This is a genomic window from Leptobacterium flavescens, assembly GCF_010671605.1.
GTDB classification, from domain to species: Bacteria; Bacteroidota; Bacteroidia; order Flavobacteriales; family Flavobacteriaceae; genus Leptobacterium; species Leptobacterium flavescens.
The window spans coordinates 95,003-115,161 of record NZ_JAABOO010000002.1 but is presented as its reverse complement, the minus strand read 5'-3'; the positions used below and the strand labels follow the sequence as shown (position 1 = coordinate 115,161).

Genomic DNA, 20,159 nt, shown 5'->3' with positions numbered 1-20,159 from the left:
TTTAAAAATTCTTCTTAAACGTTAAATTCAACTTTATAGCTTTATCAACATTTATGTAAGGATAATCTTTTTCATCTTCTTTTATTTTATTTCTTAAACAATATGTTATGAATTTGAAATGATTATAGACAGTTTGATTTTTATCTAATCTTTTTTGACTATCAATAAATTTACCTGCCTTTCCATGAGTTCTTTTTCCATCATAGGTAATACTATATGTTGGTTTTACTGATAAAAACCAAGTACCATCAATGTAAAAAACATTTAGAGCAAATGCTTGATGCTGGAAAGCAAGTATTCTGTTCTTTTCTTTATTCCAAAGCTCTTTTACAACTGTTCTAGTGGCTGTCTTTTTATTTTTCCATGTAATTTTCCTTGTTACTGATGAACTAAAACGATAAATTTTATCCTTTGGAAGCCAAGCAATATTTTTTAATTTGAGAAGCTCAGTAAATGAAAGATTAACTAATCTTGCAAAAGCAGTTTTATAGTTTTCCCCACTATCAAAAAACTCCTTTACTGTAAAAACTTCAACTGAACCTAATTCGACAAGTTTACTCAACGGTTCTGAAACATCATTTAAATTTTTAAATGTTATTAGGTTATTTTCAAACTCATGCCAATCTACAGATGGCTCTATTCCCAAGTAGTGCATATGACTTTTTATTATCTTTCTTAAGCTTGCAGTAAATTTGAGTTTAAAATCAGTTTCCCAGGAGCGTTTAACAATTTCTTCTCTATTTATATTTAATTTACCTACATAAATGTTCTTGGGTAAAATAATTTTTAAAATATTTGGGTAAATAATTTGAGAGTCTAAAGTGTCTTTATTTTCTAAATAATATTTCCTTCCTTCCTGTGCGTCTGAAGAAAACTGTTCTTCCAATAAATCCTTAAAATCAATAGCTCTTGGGATGGATATCCAGGATTTTATTTCGTTTATAACATCTGAACTGTCTATAATATTTTTGGAAGATTCAAATTCAAATTTTCCATCAATTATATTTTTAAATGTTTTATCACTATATTTCTTTTGCTTTGCAGTGAGTATATATATAAGAACATTATCAAAATCCTCGTAACGTCTATCCTTGAGGTATGTTTTAAGTGTATGCTTAATTTTTTCTCCTGAGGCCGTTGAGGTTACTTGTATTGCAACCCTATTTTCTTTATCAATTAAATCTACTGCTGAAAAATTCTTCTCTTCAAAATTTGCATCCTTCAAATTTAGCCCATAAATAGCATTTAGAAGAGGTATTAAAACTGTTTCCGAATATATATTAATATCAAACAGATTAGCTTTATTATACGTTTCTACTTCAACTCTGAAGTGTGTGTACAATTCAATTATTCTATCAATTATACGTTTTTTATTCATTTTCTATAGCCTAGTGATCAATTACTAATTTTTAGATCGTTTATTAGTTCGAGGAATGAATGCTCTGTAGAAAGTCAATAATTTTTTGTTTTCATTATTCGAATGAGAAGCTAAAAATATTTAAGTATTAAAAGTAATTCTCTACTTTTACTTTTCTTTCTTTACTAGTTTTTCAAAATATCTTTTTCCATTATCCGGAATCTCTGAAATAAATGAAGGAGTAGATAATGGATCATAGAAATTTGCCTCAAGCATCAAAAAATCACTCCTTATTGCATGCCCATCAATAATAATACTAAAACTACCGCCTCCCTTATCAACTATTTCTAATTTTCCTTCTGAAAAAGTAGTTGTATTTGGTAGCTCCTTCTTCCATAAAGTAGCCATTCCCTTGCCACTTACATGAAAAACAATTATCCCATGGTCGTTACCTACGCATCCATGAAATTCTTTTGTTTCCCATGTACCTATAAAATCTTTAACTCCTAACATTTTGTTTATAAATTAGTAAATTCTATATAGGTTAAATATAACTAAATGCAATAAGTATTTTTTGAGGAAAACCCACAATTCCATATAAAGTTTTTAACCGTTTTTCCACTCCCTTACTACCCGTAAAAGAAAAAGCCCGTATCCTAAATTGAATACGAGTTTTATAAAGTGTTAACTTCCTTTCGGTCTTAACCTAAGAGTAATTCTATCTTTTGATTGATAATCAAATAAATGATGATAATTCCCATTAGCTAATTCAGTACGTTGCATGATTTGATAACCCGGAACAGGTTCTCCGTCCTTCCGTATATACAATCTTCTCTCATTAATTTCCCGAGCTATTTCTTCCTGGGATGCCGTATAATTTTCTTTGTTTAAAAGAACCACAGCTATGGCTTCGTGTAAGGTTAATTTCATTTTTACTTTTTTAGATGTGACACAAAGGAAAGAGATTATGGAAAGTATTCTTTACGGGAAACCTTCAATTCTATATACATTTTTTAATCCTTTTCATTCTTCTTCTCACCTGTAAAAATAAAAAGCCCGCATTCTAAAATAAATACGGGCTTCCTTTCGAGTTGACTCAACCAAAAACCACCTGTGGTTGCCTGGAAAAATAGTTAGTTACTTCCGGGTTTATTTTAATAATGAATTAAGCCATTTTTCAAATTTTGGTTTGTCGTAAGGTGTCGTAAAGATAGCATCTGGTTCATAATTATTTGTAAACATTAAAGCATCGATACCTCTTGAACTAATTATAACAACTAAAACTATTGAGCTTTGCCCAAGATTGTTTTTAAGTGCAAAAACAGTTAACTCCTTAATCTCATTTATGTTCTCCCAGCTTTCAGAATCTTCATCATATCTATCTAACATTTTAAAAAAATCTCTTTTGCTGTATCCCGTCTCGTCATAGTAAAGTTCATAAAAGTCATAAAGGTCCAATATTTTACGAGTAGCCTTTTCGATTGACACATATTCAATAGAAGTGCTTTCGAAGTCGATATCCGTTGCTGTTGTCCAAAGGACTTGTTGAGCATTTAATATCTGATTCAGAAATAATAAGCAGGAAACTAAAATTAATTTATTCATAAACTTTTTATTTGCGAGGATTTCCTTTATTACGTCTAGCATAATGTGAATACCGTTTAATAGCCTGTAACTTATTAGTGTACTCGTAGAACATATTGGCTGTCTAATTTCTCCTGGGCACAAAAAAGCGAAGGAGTGACTACACGGAGGTCATTCCTTTTTGATATAAAATAACATTAGACCTCCTATTAAGCATGTTATCACATATAGTATAAACATTATCCTTTTTATTATCGGGCCATCTTTCATTTCTGATTCGATCCATTTTAAAACTGCTTCAATTACCGACCATATTAAAAAGAATACAACGATTGCCGTTATTAGAAAAAATATCCATGCTATTATAGTTACGACAACCATCTTAAATCATAAAATATGTTTTACTCTTATTCATCCAGAGATTTAAAATTAATATCTATAAAACTCCTTTCAGACAATGTTTCATCAAATAAGAATTAATTTCATAAAATACACGCTTAATTATTTAGTTTTAAGAAAGTTAGATAGTTACTAGCGTATTTTTTATTCATAAAAACACAGAAAGTTTTCATAAAATCTACCTATAAAGAGCGGCTTGAAGTAAGGGCCAAATAAAAACTATTTCTTATTTTTAGGCATTAACCAAACTCCCGTAAATTATGAATAACTCCAATCGTATAAACCTGGGCCTGGCCATTCTGCGTATTAGTTTTGCCGTCTTATTACTTACCCACGGTATTCCAAAAGCACAATTATTATTTTCCGGCGGAGAGATCAACTTTCCCGACCCTCTAAGCATTGGCGCTACCTTCTCCCTGATCCTTGCGGTTATTGGCGAGGTGGTTTGTCCTATCCTCCTTATTATTGGCTTTAAGGTTCGCTGGGCAGCCATCCCCCCGGCTATTGTTATGCTGGTAGCAACATTAATTGTTCATGCAGACGATCCTTTTCGTAAAAAGGAATTTGCAATGGTATACCTGTTTGCCTTCATTACCATGGCACTTTTAGGGGCCGGTAAATGGAGTCTGGATGCTATGAGAGGTAAAAAGGCCTGATCTGCATGCTGCTGTCCCCCAAATTTAAACGCAATTTCAGAAGGGTACTTCCGGTAGCCCTTATCTGGCTTATTTTCGGTGCCGTATTTGTACTGATAGAAAAGGGCCTCCTGGCAGATTCTACAGAATATCCCGCCACAGGAACCACCTATGATTTCTGGGCTTCCTTTCCGCGTGTGGTTATAGGAAGTTTTATAGGCGGCCTGCTTATAGGCAGTATAGAGGTGTTCTTTCTGAACCGCCTGTTCAGAAGGCAGCGCTTTGGCGTAAAGCTTATTTTTAAGACCTTTATTTATGTCATTCTTATCTGTACCTTCCTTATATTTCTGGGGCTGGCCATAAACAGTGCTATCCTGGGGCTGCCCATGAACGACCCCAGTGTTAAAAAGAATGTGGCCTATTTTGTTATAGATTTTGCCTTCTGGAGCACCGCTATCTATATCGGGATCATCGTCCTGGTCTCCCTCTTTGTCCTGGAAATGGGCGATAACCTCGGGCAGGGTGTACTTAAGAACTTTATTACCGGTAAATACCATAACCCTATAGAAGAGACCCGTATTTTTATGTTCCTGGATATGAAATCGTCTACCACCATTGCCGAACACCTGGGGCATGTAAAATACTTTAAGCTCCTCCGGGCCTATTATGCCACCATGACCAATGCCGTGGTGCGTTCTTCCGGAGAGGTGTACCAGTATGTGGGCGATGAGATCGTCCTGTCGTGGACCCTCAGGAATGGGCTTCGTAACCAGAATTGTATTCGCTGTTTTTTTAATATTAAAAAGCAGTTCCGTAAACGGGCCGCCTGGTTTGAAAAGAACTTTGGCGTGGTTCCCGATTTTAAGGCAGGCTATCATTTTGGCGATGTGACCACCGGCGAGATAGGCGAGGTAAAAAAGGAGATCCTCTTTACCGGAGATGTGCTGAACACTACCGCCCGTATACAGAGCCTGTGCAATACCTACAATGCAGACCTGCTTATTTCGGAAAAACTCTTATCGCCATTAAAACTTCCGGAAAACCGCTATACGGTTACCAATATGGGAGAGCAGGAATTAAGGGGGAAGGATCTTAAGGTAAGACTCTTCAGCATAGAAGAAAAACGCTCCTGATAGCTTTCGGAATACCTGACAACTTCTGATTTTCTTTTCGTCCACTCCTTCCTTTTAAAGAGAAAAAAACACCGTTCCCCGATTTTAACAAACATGGCTATGTTAAAATTTATTTTATGACGTTAAATTTTAGTTTTGGTAACATTTTTTTCGCCATAAATTGTTTTTTTTTGCATGCTGTGAATAAAGTACACTCCCCCGGTGCTTTTTAAAAAACCGTATTCATTTTATGTTATTGCTGGATAGACCCAATATCTCAAATTTTTTAAAAGACACCATCAAAGAGCACTATCTTCCGGTTATTGCTACCCAGGAGGCCTGGAAACAGATAGACGATATTTCACTGAACTGGGTATCCGAAGCCGATGCCATTAAGGAACTAAAGAGCGGCGACAGCCCTTTACTGTATACCAATTCTGAGAACACCATAAAATGGATACAACAGCACCTTAAGGGAACGGAGCTGCTGCGCAAAGTGCGTTTGTTTAAGAATAAGATCCGTTTTCGGGAGCTGATACGCGATATCTACCCTTTCTATTATTTCCGCGGAATTGATTTTGAGGACCTGGAGCGTATATCGCCTACAGAACTTAAATTTCCGCTGGTATTAAAACCGGCAGTGGGTTCGCTGAGTATGGGGGTTCGCAAGGTGCATACCGCCGGGCAATGGACAGCGGCTGTTAAGGCCGTAAAGGAAGAGATCAATACTTATAAAGGCAGCTTTCCCGATGTGGTGATGAACACCAGTAACTTTATGGTAGAGGAGTTTATTGACGGCGAGGAATACTCTATAGATTGTTATTTTGATGCCGACGGAGAGCCGGTTATCCTGAATATCCTGCAGCATATTTTCCCTTCGGGCGAAGACCGGGGCGAAAGGGTATACACCACTTCCAAAGAGATCATTGCCGGACTTAAGGACCGTATAGAAGCTTTCCTGAGAATACTGGGGCAAAAGACCGCTTTGGCTAATTTTCCGCTTCACCTGGACGTGCGCATTAACGAAAAAGACAATATTATTCCTATTGAAGGGAATCCGCTGCGCTTCGGTGGCCTGTGTACCTCGGCAGACCTGGCACATCACGCCTACGGCTTTAACTCTTATGACTACTATTTAAGAGGAAAGAGACCGGACTGGAACAGCATCCTGAAAGACAGTGACGGACGGAAATACAGTGTAGTGGCCCTGGGTAATAATTCGGGTGTGAAGGGTGAAAACGTCCTCTATTTTGATTACGATTCCCTCCTAAGCGATTTTAGAAGGCCGTTATGCCTGCGGAAGATAGATATTGAAGAATATCCCTTCTTCGGAATGCTTTTCGTAGAGACACGCAAAGGACAGGAAGATGAACTGGAACAGATACTCACCTCCAACTTACTGGAATACATCCGGGAAAAAGACGCTTCCTCTATAAATAATAATTAAGCCATCACCTTTACCAGGAGTTCTTTAAGCAGATCGCCCTGCGGAAGATTGGACGCTCCCACCCCTTTACTTTTTACATCGGCATCGCGCAGAAAGGAAATGACCTTGCTTACCTTTTTCATGGGATAGTTACGTGCCGCCGACTGGTACTCCCCCACAAAATACGGGTTGATCTTTAATGCAGAGGCCACACTTTTCTGGCTGTGGTCTGTCAGGCCGTGATACTGCAACAGTTGGGAAAAGAAATTATGTAAAAGCGCAATGGTTACCACCATAGGATTATCTCTGGGGTTCTGCGCAAAGTAATTAATGATACGCGTGGCCTTGGTCATATCGCGCTCCCCTATGGCCTTTCTCAACTCAAAATTATTGTAATCCTTACTGATCCCAATATTCTCTTCTATAAGCTCGGGAGTGATCTGGCTTCCCTGCGGCAGGATAAGCTGTAGTTTTTCCAGTTCGTTATTTATCTTGCTCAGATCGGTACCCAGGAATTCCACCAGCATCTGGCTGGCCTTGGGAGAAATGCTATATTTCTTTCCGGCCAGTACCCTGCGTATCCACTCTCCTACCTGGTTCTCGTACAGTTTTTTACTCTCATAGATAACTCCGGATCTCTGAACGGCCTTATAGAGTTTCTTACGCTTGTCTATGGTCTTGTATTTATAGCAGAGAACAAGAATGGTTGTTGGCTGAGGGTTCTCGGCATAGGATGCCAGGTTCTCGATGGTTCGGGAAAGCTCCTGTGCTTCCTTTACGATCACCACCTGGTGTTCGGCCATCATAGGATAACGCTTGGCATTGCTTATAATATCGTCTACACTTACATCACGCCCGTAAAGTACCATCTGGTTAAAGCCTTTCTCTTCTTCGGAGAGGATATTCCCCTCAATATAATCGGCTATTCTGTCTATATAGTAAGGCTCGGCCCCCATTAAAAAATAGATGGGTTTCAGGGTGCCATTTCTAATGTCGGTTACCAGCTGTTTTACTTCGTCCATTGAAAAAAAATCCTCATTTTTGTGTGATGCAGCAATTGAACTTTCCTACATATCAGTTCCGTTTCAAAAATAGCGAAAATAAACTCCATATTTTTGATGTTGTCCGTAAAAAATTTGTGTTGCTACAACCGGAAGAATGGGTACGCCAGCATGTGGTTCATTACCTGGTTGAAGAGAAAAAATTTCCGCTCTCCCTCATCAATGTGGAAAAGGAAATTAAGGTAAACGGACTTAATAAACGTTACGACATTGTTGTTTTCCGGCCGGACGGCAGTATCTATATTATTGTAGAATGCAAGGCGCCTTCGGTTGCTATAGATCAGAAAACCTTCGATCAGATAGCACGGTACAACAGCACGGTAAACGCAGAATATCTGATGCTGACCAACGGACTCCGCCATGTGTACTGCAAAATGGATTACAAACTCGAAAAGTATATTTTTTTAGAGGAAATTCCATCCTATATCCGTTAATTTGCAACTTCTATCATGAGATTTGCAATTGTCATATTAAACTGGAACGGAAAGCAATTACTGGAGCAGTTCCTGCCCTCGGTCATAGCGCATTCTGAAGGCGCCGATATTTATGTGGCCGACAATGCCTCTACCGACGATTCTGTGGCATTCATCCGGGAGCAGTATCCGCAGGTAAAAATTGTGCAGAACAAAGAAAACGGAGGTTATGCCAAGGGTTATAACGATGCCCTTCAGCATATAGATACCGATGTGTACTGCCTGCTGAATTCTGATGTGGAAGTTACCGAAGGCTGGCTGGACCCGATAAATACCGCTTTCGAGTCGAATCGTAATATTGCAATTATACAGCCTAAAATATTAGACTATAAAAGAAAGGAGTACTTTGAGTATGCCGGAGCAGCCGGAGGTTTTATAGACCTCTTTGGTTATCCCTTCTGCAGGGGCCGCGTATTCCAGTCGCTGGAAAAGGACGAAGGGCAGTACGACGATACCATCGATATTTTCTGGGCCTCCGGAGCCTGCCTCTTTGTAAGGAGCATTGTTTTCTGGGAATTATGTGGCTTTGATGAGGAATACTTTGCCCATCAGGAAGAAATAGACTTCTGCTGGAGGGTAAAGAACCAGGATTACAAGATCCTTTATGTGGGGAGCTCCAAAGTTTATCATGTGGGCGGGGCCACCCTCAGCAATATGAACCCTCAGAAAACTTTCCTCAATTTCAGGAACTCTTTATTCTCCATAACCAAGAACCTACCGAAGCGGAAAGTGTTCCCTATTCTCTTTGCCAGGCTTGTCCTGGACGGGATAGCCGGACTCCGTTTTATTCTTCAGTTTAAGTTTGGACATTTTTTTGCTATCTTGAAGGCTCATTTCAGCTTCTACCTCAGGCTGAAGAGGATTTTTAAGAAGAGAGGTGTCATCCCCAAACGAAAAAAATATTTCAGTAAAACATCTATAGTCTGGTCCTACTTCGTACTTAATGAAAAGAAATTTAACAATTTAATAAAAGATTAACTCTAAGCGCATAAGCAGAACCTAACATTTTAATAATTTTGAATTATACATTTTAAAAAAACCATTTTAAAGAATTATGAAGAAAATTGTTTTACTCGGTGCCAGTGCCGCCATTTTTTTAACATCATGTGTTTCACAAAAGAAATTCGCTGATTTGGAGGCCAAACAAAAAGAAACACAGGATTTATTAAATTCTGCGACCGTTAAACTAAATTCTTGCGAGACTGAAAAGGCATCATTAGCCGCTACAAATGCAAGTTTGAGAGATCAGGTTGGAGTGCTTAAAGCAAACAACCAGGAACTGATAAATAATGTAGGAAATCTTACCACTTTGACTCAAAAAGGTGCGGAAAACCTTGAAAAATCTTTGGAAAGCCTTCAGGAAAAAGATTTAAGAATTACGCGTTTACAAGACGCTATTACCAGAAAAGATTCTGTAACCCTTGCCTTGGTAACAAGTTTAAAAGGAGTATTAGGAAACTTATCTGACGAAGATATTGAAGTAAATGTTGAAAAAGGAGTGGTATACGTTTCTATTTCAGACAAACTTCTGTTTAAGAGCGGTAGCTACACAGTTACGGCAAGAGCAAAAGAAGTATTAGGTAAAGTTGCAACTGTTGTTAAGAACAAGCCTGACTTCGAATTCTTAGTAGAAGGTCATACAGATAATGTACCGATCAAAAATGACGTATTGTTAGACAACTGGGATCTTAGTGTAAAGAGAGCTACTTCGGTTGTTAGAGTACTTCAAAAAGACTTTGGGGTAAGCCCTCAGCGTATGACTGCTGCCGGAAGAAGTTACTATGTACCTGTTGCATCTAACGACGATGCAGGCGGAAGATCTAAGAACAGAAGAACAAGGATCGTTGTACTTCCTAAACTGGATCAGTTCTATAACCTGATCGATGAAGGAATGAAAGAAGCTGCTGAAAAAGGAAAGTAAAACACCTTATATAATATTAAAAAGTCCTGACCTATTGTCGGGACTTTTTTTATGCCGTATGTTTTAGTTTAAGATATCGGTATCTCCCTTCCCTTCCCTGATAACAATGGGTTCGTCTTCGGAAAGATCGATGACTGTAGAAGCCACATTATCTCCGTACCCCCCGTCGATCACCACATCTACCAGGTTATCCCATTTTTCCAGGATCAGTTCCGGATCTGTAGTATATTCCAGGAGTTCGTCCTCATCGTAGATAGAGGTCGATACGATAGGATTACCCAACTGCTCTACCAGCAGCCTGGCAATGTTGTTATCGGGCACCCTGATCCCCACCGTCTTTTTCTTTTTAAAGTGCTTGGGCAAATTGTTGTTCCCGGGAAGGACAAAAGTATAGGGTCCCGGTAGCGCCCGTTTTAATATTTTAAAGGTAGAAGTGTCTATCTGACGGATATAATCAGACAGATTGCTCAGATCTGCACATACAAAGGAAAAATTGGCTTTGTCGAGCTTTACCCCCTTTATCCTGGCAATTTTCTCCAGGGCCTTGGTATTGGAGATATCACAGCCCAGACCGTAAACCGTATCGGTAGGATAAATGACCAGTCCCCCTTTGCGGAGTACCGCTACCACCTTCTCTATTTCCCTCGGATTAGGGTTCTCTTCATAAATTTTAATCAACTGCGCCATAGGGTCTGATCTGTTTAATTGAGCTCGATGCGATTTGAAAGCACTAAATTAATACTTTTCGTACTGAAAACAGTTAATTTTAGTGCCTTTTGGGGATTATCCGACATATTTAATTCTTTTCCATATCTATATCATAATATTATCTAAAAGTGTGTAACATTTCCCTGTGGTAGAAGTCTATTTTAACATGGGGCCTAAGCATGCTTTTATATTGTTATTTATGATCTTCTCCCGGGGGCTTTTTGCCAATCCTTCGGAGTCTATTGTCTTTACCAAAGCTGAGATCATTAACGAACATACGGCCAGGATCCCCTTTAAGCTTGTAGACCACCTTATTGTGGTAGAGGCCGAACTCTACGATAAAAAGGGCAACTTTATCATAGATACCGGCAGTGAGACCCTTATTCTTAACAAGGTACATTTTCCGGTGTATTCCGAGCTGCAGACCTCCTCCAGAAAAACAAGCGGGGTCATGGAGATCGTAGACAATCCCGTAGAGCGGACCCTGAACAGTTTTTTACTGCATAACCTCAGCCTGAACCGGGTACATTCCAATATCATAAACCTTTCCCATATAGAGAAAAGCAAAAAGATGCACCTGCTTGGGATCATCGGTTTTAGTGTGTTGAAGGATTACGAGGTATTTATAGATCTTTTCCTGAATCAGATCACCTTAACTAAAGTCGATAAAGACGGGAAAAAACTGGATTCTAAAGTATATTTGGAGAAAATTACCGACAGTCTTGATTTCAGATTGGTAAAACATACCATCGTGGTGAACGGCTGGATCGGGGAGCAAAAGGTTAAATTCGGCCTGGACAGCGGAGCGGAGTTCAACCAGATAAATAAGAGCGTCGGTAAAAAGGCCCTGAAGCATTTTACGCCCGAACGAAGGCTGAAACTAATGGGGGCCGGAAACCGGAAGATCGAGGTTCTGGCAGGGAAATTGAGAAGGGTAAAACTAAGTGAGACCGTGTATGTGGGTCCCATGAGGACCATCCTTACCAACCTCCGGAAAATGAATGAAGCGTACGGAACCTCCCTGGACGGGGTTCTGGGATATGAGTTCCTCAAATACAAGAGGACGATCATTAATTATAAAAAGGAAAAACTGTATTTTGTCAAATATCCGATAACGGGACAATGAAAAAGTTAATCGTACATAGCATCTCTGTGATCCTCCTGATCCTTTCGTCTTACGCTTATGCGCAGGACAAAAAGATGAAGGGCTACCGCATTGAAGGAAATGAGGTGGTCTTTGTTTTCGATAAGAGGGATTATACAGAGGTTACCCGCGACCGCCGCAGGGAAAAACGGGATTTTGACGATCTGGATATAGAGAATGTAGTGGTTTCGGGAGAGTTCAACAACTGGTCCAGGGATAAATGGAGAATGGTTAAAATAGATGAGAACCGTTATGAGCTAAGAAAGAGCCTTCACGATTTTAACGATGATTTCTCCTGGGAGTTTAAATTTATCATCAACAATCAGTTCTGGGCAGAGCCGTCCGGGAATATGAATAATGCGGTTCCGGCTACATCCGAAAGCGGGCATCCCCTCTATGTATACAACTTAAAGATGTTTGCTGCTTATCCGGATAAGGACGGGAATGCTACCTTCAGGCTCAGCGGGCACGAAGACGCCCGTAAAGTGGTTTTAAGCGGCTCCTTTAATAAATGGGATGAAAAGTTCTTTGCGATGGATAAGGTTGAAGGCGGATGGGAATTAAAACTTCAGATAAAACCCGGAACCTATGAGTACAAGTTTATTGTAGATGGGGAGTGGATGGAAGACCAGGCCAACCCGCAAAAAGTACGTAACCAATACGGGAGCTACAATTCGGTGATCGATATTAAAAAGGAAGTGACCTTCCATCTTCAGGGCTACGCGGATGCTGAAAAGATCATTCTTTCAGGTTCGTTTAACAACTGGTCTGAAGACGAATGCAGGATGGAAAGAACCGATGACGGATGGAAATATACCATCTGGCTCTCAGCAGGCAAACACCACTATAAGTTTATTGTAGACGACCAATGGATCCTCGATCCTGTAAATCCGGTTAAGGAATACGACAAGGACCACAACGTGAATTCGGTCTGTATGGTCAGGAAATAATTTAGCCTATTATATTCAGCTTGGCAAAGCGCAGCAGCAGCTTTTTAATACCGCCGTTCTCGAACTTGATCTCGGCCTTTTTATCATTACCCACTCCTTCCATTCGCACTATTTCTCCCTTTCCGAAACGGGTGTGTGACACCAGGGTACCCACCGTAAGGTCGCCATCAAACAGGTTGGTGTTCCCCACCGGCTGATCGAGCTCCGGTTTTAGTTTGCGCAGTTTTCTTAACTGGGATTCGGTAGGGCCCTTTTTGCCTGGAGGTGTGCTCGAAACGGGTTTTTTAAGCCTTAGCTTACTCTTATCGACCTCTCCGAAGATATCGGAATCTATCATGGGTTTAAAACGGTAATTCGTCTCTACCGGGGTGATATATTCCAGATACTGATCGTCTATCTCTTCTATAAAGCGACTAGGTTCGGCATCTATCAGTTTCCCCCATCGGTATCTGCTCTGGGTATAGGTAAGGTAGGCCTGTTTCTCTGCCCTTGTCAGTGCCACATAAAACAAGCGTCTTTCCTCTTCCAGTTCACTACGGGTATTCATACTCATTGCCGAAGGGAACAGGTCTTCCTCCATCCCTACGATATACACATAGGGAAATTCAAGTCCCTTAGCCAGGTGAATGGTCATCAGGGCAACCCGGTCGTCATCTCCCGTATCCTTATCCAGGTCGGTAGCCAGGGCTACATCTTCCAGGAATTCAGCCATGGATCCGGTGGCATCTGCCAGCTCCTTCTGCCCTTCCACAAAGTCCTTGATCCCGTTTAACAATTCCTCCACATTCTCCATACGGGCGATCCCCTCGGGGGTTCCGTCCTTTTTAAACTCCTGAAGGATCCCGGTCTTCTTGGCAACCTGCTCTGCCAGGACAAAAGCATCCGAAGCCTGATTGGTGATCTGGAAGCTCTTTATCATGGTCACAAAATCATCCAGTTTCCTTTTGGTACCCGAATTGATCTTAAGGTCTATCTTATCGAGGTTTTCCATCACCTCAAAAATCGCTCTTCCGTAATGATTGGCTGCTACCGTAAGCTTATCCATGGTAGTCTGCCCTATTCCACGGGTCGGGAAATTAATAACCCTTTTCAGGGCTTCCTCATCTTTGGGATTGATCACCAGGCGCAGATAACCCAGTACATCTTTGATCTCCTTCCTCTGATAGAAAGAGAGGCCTCCATAGATCCTGTAGGGAATATCTTTTTTACGCAACGCATCTTCTATGGCCCTGGACTGTGAGTTGGTCCTGTAGAGTACCGCAAAATGACCGTTGGGCAGTTGATGCTGCATTTTATTGTCGAAAATAGAACTGGACACAAAGCGTCCTTCTTCCGCATCGGTTACCGAGCGGTGTACTTTTATCTGCGGGCCATCTTCGTTTTCTGTCCACACCACCTTATCCAGTCTGCTCTTGTTCTTTTCGATAATGGAGTTGGCAGCTTTAACAATGTTCTGTGTAGAGCGGTAATTCTGTTCCAGCCTGTATACTTTTACATTGTCGTAGTCTTTCTGATAGTTCAGGATATTATTGATGTTCGCTCCGCGGAAGGCATATATACTCTGTGCATCATCTCCCACCACACAGATGTTCTGAAAACGATCTGACAATGCACGAACGATCAGGTACTGAGAGTGATTCGTATCCTGGTACTCATCCACCAGGATATATCTGAACCGGTCCTGGTATTTCATCAGTACATCCGGAAAACGGGTAAGCAGTTCATTGGTCTTTAAAAGCAGATCGTCAAAGTCCATGGCTCCTGCCTTAAAACAGCGTTCCACATATTCCTTATAGATATCTCCCATCCTCGGGCGTTTGGCCATGGCATCGGCTTCTACCAGTTCCGGGTTATTAAAATAGGCTTTTACCGTTATCAGGCTGTTTTTATAGGAGGATATCCTGGACTGTACCTGCTTGTATTTATAGACATCCTTATCCAGGCTCATCTCCTTTATAATGGAAGAGATAAGACGCTGGGAATCCTGGGTATCATAGATCGTAAAGTTGCTTGGGTAACCCAGCTTATCTGCTTCAAAGCGAAGGATCTTGGCAAAGACCGAGTGAAAGGTTCCCATCCACAGGTTCTTTGCTTCCGAATTCCCGACAATATCGGCAATACGCTTTTTCATTTCCCGGGCTGCTTTATTGGTAAAGGTCAGGGCCAGGATATTAAAAGCATCCACTCCCTGACTCATCAGGTATGCAATTCTATAGGTAAGAACACGGGTCTTCCCCGAACCGGCACCTGCAATAACCATTAAAGGGCCTTCCTTGTGAAGTACAGGGGCTTTTTGTGCATCATTTAATTCATTAATATACTGTTCCAAGGCACTTCTTCTTATAGCATTAATCAAAGTGTGAATTTAACCATATCCGGAGATATAATTAAGCTATTGAATAAATAGTTATAAACAGCTATTGAAACAATATTTTAATATCTTTAAGGCATAAATGCACAATATGAACTTCAAACATTTCGGGATTTTTTTAGCTCTTATAAATGTATTTTCCATTTTCGGCCAGGAGCAAAAAAGAGAGGCCGGCCCGGTGATTAAAAATTACGGATACGTTTACACCGTTAAAGATGTTGATTTTAAGACCGATACCCAAAATCCGCTACGTGTTGTGTTTGATGTTGACCGTACATTTGAGGCCAATGATAAAACGAATCCGCTTATAGAAACAGCGGCAAGATTCCTGAACCTCCACGCTCAGAACGGAGTAAAAGCCGAAAATATGGAAGTGGCCCTGGTTATTCACGGCAGTGCTTCCCAGGATATCCTCAACAATAAGGAATACCGTCTTAAGTTCGGGATCGATAACCCGAATACTCTTTTGATCAAAGAGCTGGATCAGGCCGGGGTTAAGATCGTACTATGCGGGCAAACAGCTGCCCACAGGGGAATTTCCAAAGAAAAGGCCCTGCCTCAGATACAATTTGCACTTTCTGCCATGACCGCTCTGGTACAATTGCAGAACGAAAATTACAGGCTAATTAAATTTTAAATATAAGATGAGAAAAGTATTAACCATTACAGCCGTACTCTGTATGACGTTCGGTTGGGCGCAAAAAAGTCTTGAAAAGGACATCAAAGCCGTAGAATCCAAAGTCATAGAATGGAGGAGGCATTTTCATCAGAATCCGGAACTCTCCAACAGGGAATTCAATACCGCCAAGAAGATAGAAGCCCACCTAAAAAGCCTGGGCATTGAAACAAAGAGCGGAATTGCAAAAACAGGGGTTGTCGGGATCCTTAAGGGAAAAAGGCCCGGGAAAGTAATCGCCTTAAGGGCCGATATAGATGCCCTTCCTGTAACCGAAAGAACAGACATTCCTTTTAAATCGACGGTAACCACCGAATTTTTAGGGAAACAGACCGGGGTTATGCATGCCTGCGGACACGATACCCATATCGCCATTCTGATGGGTGTGGCGGAAGTACTGTCTAAGAACAACGATTTTGCAGGGACGGTCAAGTTTATCTTCCAGCCTGCTGAAGAAGGAGCGCCTCCGGGAGAAGAAGGCGGAGCGGAGCTTATGGTTAAGGAAGGAGTACTCGATAATCCCAAGGTAGATGCCATCTTCGGCCTTCATATAGGTGCAGGTATAGAAGTAGGTAAAATACAATATAAGCCGGGAGGGGCTATGGCCGCTGCCCAGCGTTTTGAGATCAAAGTAAACGGAAAACAAACGCACGGATCCAGTCCGTGGACAGGAGTTGATCCGATCTATGTTTCAGCCAAAATAATAGACGGGCTGCAGAGTATCATTAGCCGGGAATCTCCCTTAACACAGGAAGCTGCAGTTATATCTGTTGGTAAGATCAGTGGCGGGGTGCGAAACAATATTATTCCGGAAAGTGCCGAAATGGTAGGAACGATCCGTACCCTCGATTACAATATGCAACGCAGGATCAATCAGCGTATGCAGGAAATGGTACCTGCCATTGCCAAAGCTTATAATGCGGAAGCTACGGTAAGTATCGCCAAGGGAACACCTATTACCTTTAACGATCCCGAACTGACCAGCAGAATGGTACCTTCTCTGGAAAAGGCTGCAGGAAAGGAAAATGTTATTCTTAGCAAGGCTATTACCGGAGCTGAGGATTTTTCATTTTTCCAGCAAAAAGTACCCGGATTCTATTTCTTTTTAGGTGGAAGACCTAAAAATGTAAGCCCGGGAGCATCGGCACCTCATCACACTCCCGATTTCTATATTGACGAAAGCGGAATGTTATTAGGGGTAAGATCATTTACACAAATTGTTTACGACTATTTAGGAAAATAATATTAAAATGGAAGCTGTTCTTGATTTTCTGGGGTCTATCCCCTGGTGGGCATGGATATTAATTGCACTTGCCCTGGTTGCTGTAAGAGATGTGTTTTTTCAGAAAAAGCACACGATAAGTCACAACTTCCCGATCATCGGGCATATCAGGTATATGCTGGAGAGTATCGGGCCCGAGTTGAGGCAGTATCTTGTAGCCAACAACCGGGAAGAGCTTCCGTTTAACCGTATAGAACGCGGATGGATATATGCCTCCGCTAAAAATGAGAACAATTACGAAGGTTTTGGTACTGATAAGGATATTTATTCCCATCAGTATTACTTTATCAATAACGCGATGATCCCCTATAAGCTGGAAAAGGGGCATCCGAATATGGAAGACAAGTGTTTCCTCCCTTCTGCCAAGATCATGGGGGCCTATAACAAGAGAAGAAAACCGTACAGGCCGGGCTCCGTGATCAATATCTCTGCGATGAGTTTCGGTTCATTGTCGGCAAAGGCGGTAGAATCTATGAATATAGGAGCACTTAAGGCTGGAGCTTATCACAATACAGGAGAAGGCGGACTCTCTCCCTATCACAGCAATGGTGCCGATGTGGTCTTTCATTTTGGTACCGGTTATTTCGGGGTAAGGGATGAGAACGGGAATTTCTCCATGGAGAAGCTCAAAAAACTGGTAGAGGAAAAACCTTTTATCAAGGCTATTGAAGTTAAACTCTCCCAGGGCGCCAAACCCGGTAAGGGTGGAGTTCTTCCGGGGAAAAAGATCACCAAAGAAATTGCAGAGATCCGGGGAGTGGAAATCGGAAAAGATGTATTGTCTCCCGCCTATCATACCGCTTTCAGTACCATTCCGGAACTGATGGACTTTGTAGAGCGGATTGCAGAAGAAACCGGTTTACCTGTAGGGATCAAGGCCGCCATCGGGAAACTGGACCAGTGGAAGGAACTGGCTGGTCTTATGAAAGAAACCAACCGCGGACCCGATTTTATTACCATAGACGGTGGTGAAGGAGGAACCGGAGCAGCACCTCCAAGTTTTGCAGATCACGTATCCCTGCCATGGGTTTTTGGTTTCAGGGATATTTACAGGGTATTTAAGGATGAAGGCATTTCCGACAGGGTTGTTTTTATTGCCAGCGGAAAGCTGGGCTTCCCGGCCAAAGCGGCGATGGCATTTGCCATGGGGGCAGATTGTATAAATGTGGCCCGAGAGGCCATGATGAGTATAGGATGTATCCAGGCACAGATCTGTCATACCAACCGATGTCCGGCAGGAGTAGCCACTCAGAATAAATGGCTTCAGAGAGGGATCAATATTCCTTTAAAGTCGGATAGGCTGAATCAGTATTTTAAGACCTTCCGCAAGGAGCTCCTGGAAATTACCCATGCCTGCGGATACGAGCATCCCTGCCAGTTAACTATGGATGATGTGGATGTGAGTTTGGGCGATAAGAACCTTACCCAGACCCTGGCACACACCTACGGTTACAATAAGGTAAAAGTTCCTTTCGACAGTATGCAGCATTTACAGGATTGCATATATTTAGGTGGAAAAAACAAAGAATTGATGGAAAAATGTTCCTGATATACAATTTCGGAAAAAAATTACGTTTAACACTAAACCCAAAACCTGACAATAAAACCTGATTTTAATGGAAAACAAGATTCTCGAACTCCTATTTTATGCAATCCCAACGATAATAACCGGTGTAATTGCCTATTTCTTTTTTAGTACCCATACTCAAAATGAGGATAACAGAAGACGTTTCCTTTTACAGAAAGACAGTCAGAAAGATGCATTGCCGATACGTCTGCAGGCCTATGAACGAATGTCGCTATTTCTCGAACGCATCAACCTTCCAAAGTTATTAGTAAGAGTTTCTCCTACCAGTTCGGATAAAGAAAGCTATGAATCTTTACTGATCAAGAATATAGAATCTGAATTCGACCATAACCTATCGCAACAGATCTATCTGAGTGATGAATGCTGGAACGTGATCAAAGCGGCTAAAAATGCCACTATTCAGATGATCAGGAAAACAGCCATGAGTGATAAGGTAGATAGTGCCGATAAATTAAGGGAGACCATGCTCAATGACCTTCTGGACAAACAGACACCTTCCTACGCTGCCCTCTCCTATATTAAAAAGGAAGTAGGGGAACTTTGGTAAGTGTCAGGCAATATCTTTTGTATTCAGCCGCTGTACCTCGTCTTTTACTTTTTTCTCTTTTGCGTATTCAAAGCCTTGTTTCCACCACTGGCTCATGAGCTTTTTATTGAACACCAGTGAGTTTTTGGTTAATCTTGTGGGAGTGTAATACAGATTCAGTTTTACATTCTTATTCTGGGCCGCCAGCTTCCCGATAAGGATATTGTGATGTTCCACCTGATCCAGAAGGTAGCTAAAGAGGTTGACCATGAGTGAAAAAGGATTCCTTCCCAATACATTATGGCGTTCCATATTTTCGGTTTCCAGGATAATGGCGTCTATTTCGGTAGCTCCCCTGCGGATGGCTTCACGGATGGGAACAATGGACCCAAAGCCTCCGTCTGCATATTCATGTTCTTCTTTTTTAACAAGCGACATAAAAGGGATATAGTTACAGGAGATCCAGATCCAATCGCAAAAATCACGATAAGTAGTTTCCTTGATGGATTTGTATTCTATACTGTTCTTGGTAAGATTGGCTACCGTAACCACAACGTCCTTATTGTTATCGAGAATGGCCTGGTATTCCTCCTCGGAAAAGTTACGCTTTATATTTCGTCTCAGGGCCTTACTCTCCCCGAAAGTACGCTTCCCCTTAATGATCTGCCATAATACATTAAGGTGGTTGATGGTTACGTATTCCTTATCGTTCTTCCTTCTTACGATAAAAGGGTTATTACTGAATATTTTACGCTGATTGACAGTCGTGTAAATGCGATGCAGTTTTTCGATCTCATTATTGGCTAAATGAGGTATTAGAAGACTTCCGGTAGAAGTTCCGAGATACAGGTCGTAATCCTTTTTCTCCTCCTGAATAAGGTATTGAGCAACGCCTCCCGCAAAGGCGCCTTTACTTCCACCACCACTAATAACAAGTGCACGCATA

20 protein-coding genes are annotated in these 20,159 nt (G+C 41.2%); 12 read left to right on the top strand and 8 right to left on the bottom strand.

Annotation, left to right across the window (positions count from 1 at the left end):
• Nucleotide 1: 1 nt before the first annotated feature.
• The 4 genes from GWK08_RS08025 to GWK08_RS08010 all read right to left on the bottom strand — a co-directional run bounded on the left by GWK08_RS08025 (nucleotide 2) and on the right by GWK08_RS08010 (nucleotide 3,004).
• Complete coding sequence (locus GWK08_RS08025) at nucleotides 2–1,378, bottom strand: SMEK domain-containing protein (RefSeq protein ID WP_163606422.1); 1,377 nt, start codon at nucleotides 1,376–1,378, stop codon at nucleotides 2–4.
• Nucleotides 1,379–1,525: 147 nt separating this feature from the next.
• Nucleotides 1,526–1,870 carry a hypothetical protein gene (locus GWK08_RS08020; RefSeq protein ID WP_163606421.1) on the bottom strand — a complete coding sequence of 115 codons (345 nt, stop codon included), beginning with the start codon at nucleotides 1,868–1,870 and terminating at the stop codon, nucleotides 1,526–1,528.
• Between the two features lie 171 nt (nucleotides 1,871–2,041).
• Nucleotides 2,042–2,287 (bottom strand): hypothetical protein, encoded by a 246-nt coding sequence (locus tag GWK08_RS08015; RefSeq protein WP_163606420.1) that lies wholly within the window; start codon nucleotides 2,285–2,287, stop codon nucleotides 2,042–2,044.
• A gap of 219 nt (nucleotides 2,288–2,506) precedes the next feature.
• Nucleotides 2,507–3,004 carry a hypothetical protein gene (locus tag GWK08_RS08010; RefSeq protein ID WP_163606419.1) on the bottom strand — a complete coding sequence of 166 codons (498 nt, stop codon included), beginning with the start codon at nucleotides 3,002–3,004 and terminating at the stop codon, nucleotides 2,507–2,509.
• Between the two features lie 596 nt (nucleotides 3,005–3,600).
• Between GWK08_RS08010 and GWK08_RS08005 the strand changes: the two genes are divergently transcribed.
• The 3 genes from GWK08_RS08005 (at nucleotide 3,601) to GWK08_RS07995 (ending at nucleotide 6,534) form a co-directional block, all read left to right on the top strand.
• On the top strand, nucleotides 3,601–3,996 hold the full coding sequence (locus GWK08_RS08005) for a DoxX family protein (protein WP_163606418.1): 396 nt from the start codon (nucleotides 3,601–3,603) through the stop codon (nucleotides 3,994–3,996).
• Between the two features lie 5 nt (nucleotides 3,997–4,001).
• On the top strand, nucleotides 4,002–5,108 hold the full coding sequence (locus GWK08_RS08000) for an adenylate/guanylate cyclase domain-containing protein (protein WP_163606417.1): 1,107 nt from the start codon (nucleotides 4,002–4,004) through the stop codon (nucleotides 5,106–5,108).
• 229 nt (nucleotides 5,109–5,337) lie between these two features.
• On the top strand, nucleotides 5,338–6,534 hold the full coding sequence (locus tag GWK08_RS07995; RefSeq protein ID WP_163606416.1) for an ATP-grasp domain-containing protein: 1,197 nt from the start codon (nucleotides 5,338–5,340) through the stop codon (nucleotides 6,532–6,534).
• On the opposite strand, the gene holA is transcribed toward GWK08_RS07995, so the two are convergent.
• Nucleotides 6,531–7,535, bottom strand: coding sequence for a DNA polymerase III subunit delta (holA, locus tag GWK08_RS07990; RefSeq protein WP_163606415.1), 1,005 nt, complete (start codon nucleotides 7,533–7,535; stop codon nucleotides 6,531–6,533). The two genes, GWK08_RS07995 and holA, sit on opposite strands and share 4 nt — an antisense overlap.
• A gap of 26 nt (nucleotides 7,536–7,561) precedes the next feature.
• On the opposite strand from holA, the gene GWK08_RS07985 reads away from it, so the two are divergent.
• From GWK08_RS07985 to GWK08_RS07975, 3 genes are all read left to right on the top strand, one after another.
• Nucleotides 7,562–8,008 carry a type I restriction enzyme HsdR N-terminal domain-containing protein gene (locus GWK08_RS07985; RefSeq protein WP_163607463.1) on the top strand — a complete coding sequence of 149 codons (447 nt, stop codon included), beginning with the start codon at nucleotides 7,562–7,564 and terminating at the stop codon, nucleotides 8,006–8,008.
• Nucleotides 8,009–8,023: 15 nt separating this feature from the next.
• The gene (locus GWK08_RS07980) at nucleotides 8,024–9,025 is read left to right on the top strand and encodes a glycosyltransferase family 2 protein (RefSeq protein ID WP_163606414.1); all 1,002 of its coding nucleotides are present in this window, start codon (nucleotides 8,024–8,026) and stop codon (nucleotides 9,023–9,025) included.
• Between the two features lie 76 nt (nucleotides 9,026–9,101).
• On the top strand, nucleotides 9,102–9,968 hold the full coding sequence (locus tag GWK08_RS07975; RefSeq protein WP_163606413.1) for an OmpA/MotB family protein: 867 nt from the start codon (nucleotides 9,102–9,104) through the stop codon (nucleotides 9,966–9,968).
• A 63-nt stretch (nucleotides 9,969–10,031) separates the two neighbouring features.
• Here the strand turns inward: GWK08_RS07975 and GWK08_RS07970 are convergent, their stop codons facing one another.
• Nucleotides 10,032–10,655, bottom strand: coding sequence for an L-threonylcarbamoyladenylate synthase (locus tag GWK08_RS07970; protein WP_163606412.1), 624 nt, complete (start codon nucleotides 10,653–10,655; stop codon nucleotides 10,032–10,034).
• A 187-nt stretch (nucleotides 10,656–10,842) separates the two neighbouring features.
• On the opposite strand from GWK08_RS07970, the gene GWK08_RS07965 reads away from it, so the two are divergent.
• Together GWK08_RS07965 and GWK08_RS07960 are read left to right on the top strand one after the other, a co-directional pair.
• Nucleotides 10,843–11,802, top strand: a complete 960-nt coding sequence (locus tag GWK08_RS07965) for a retropepsin-like aspartic protease (RefSeq protein ID WP_163606411.1) — start codon at nucleotides 10,843–10,845, stop codon at nucleotides 11,800–11,802.
• Nucleotides 11,799–12,770 (top strand): hypothetical protein, encoded by a 972-nt coding sequence (locus GWK08_RS07960; RefSeq protein WP_163606410.1) that lies wholly within the window; start codon nucleotides 11,799–11,801, stop codon nucleotides 12,768–12,770. The genes GWK08_RS07965 and GWK08_RS07960 overlap by 4 nt, the downstream gene beginning before the upstream one ends.
• Nucleotide 12,771: 1 nt before the next feature.
• On the opposite strand, the gene GWK08_RS07955 is transcribed toward GWK08_RS07960, so the two are convergent.
• Nucleotides 12,772–15,099, bottom strand: a complete 2,328-nt coding sequence (locus GWK08_RS07955; RefSeq protein ID WP_163606409.1) for an ATP-dependent helicase — start codon at nucleotides 15,097–15,099, stop codon at nucleotides 12,772–12,774.
• Between the two features lie 133 nt (nucleotides 15,100–15,232).
• On the opposite strand from GWK08_RS07955, the gene GWK08_RS07950 reads away from it, so the two are divergent.
• The 4 genes from GWK08_RS07950 to GWK08_RS07935 all read left to right on the top strand — a co-directional run bounded on the left by GWK08_RS07950 (nucleotide 15,233) and on the right by GWK08_RS07935 (nucleotide 19,234).
• Nucleotides 15,233–15,778 carry a DsrE family protein gene (locus GWK08_RS07950; protein ID WP_163606408.1) on the top strand — a complete coding sequence of 182 codons (546 nt, stop codon included), beginning with the start codon at nucleotides 15,233–15,235 and terminating at the stop codon, nucleotides 15,776–15,778.
• 7 nt (nucleotides 15,779–15,785) lie between these two features.
• Nucleotides 15,786–17,060 (top strand): amidohydrolase, encoded by a 1,275-nt coding sequence (locus GWK08_RS07945; protein ID WP_163606407.1) that lies wholly within the window; start codon nucleotides 15,786–15,788, stop codon nucleotides 17,058–17,060.
• Between the two features lie 7 nt (nucleotides 17,061–17,067).
• A complete protein-coding gene (locus GWK08_RS07940) occupies nucleotides 17,068–18,648 on the top strand; it encodes an FMN-binding glutamate synthase family protein (protein WP_163606406.1) in 1,581 nt (526 codons plus the stop codon).
• Nucleotides 18,649–18,715: 67 nt separating this feature from the next.
• Nucleotides 18,716–19,234 (top strand): DUF7935 family protein, encoded by a 519-nt coding sequence (locus GWK08_RS07935; RefSeq protein ID WP_163606405.1) that lies wholly within the window; start codon nucleotides 18,716–18,718, stop codon nucleotides 19,232–19,234.
• Nucleotides 19,235–19,237: 3 nt separating this feature from the next.
• On the opposite strand, the gene GWK08_RS07930 is transcribed toward GWK08_RS07935, so the two are convergent.
• The gene (locus tag GWK08_RS07930) at nucleotides 19,238–20,158 is read right to left on the bottom strand and encodes a patatin-like phospholipase family protein (protein WP_163606404.1); all 921 of its coding nucleotides are present in this window, start codon (nucleotides 20,156–20,158) and stop codon (nucleotides 19,238–19,240) included.
• Nucleotide 20,159 lies beyond the last annotated feature (1 nt).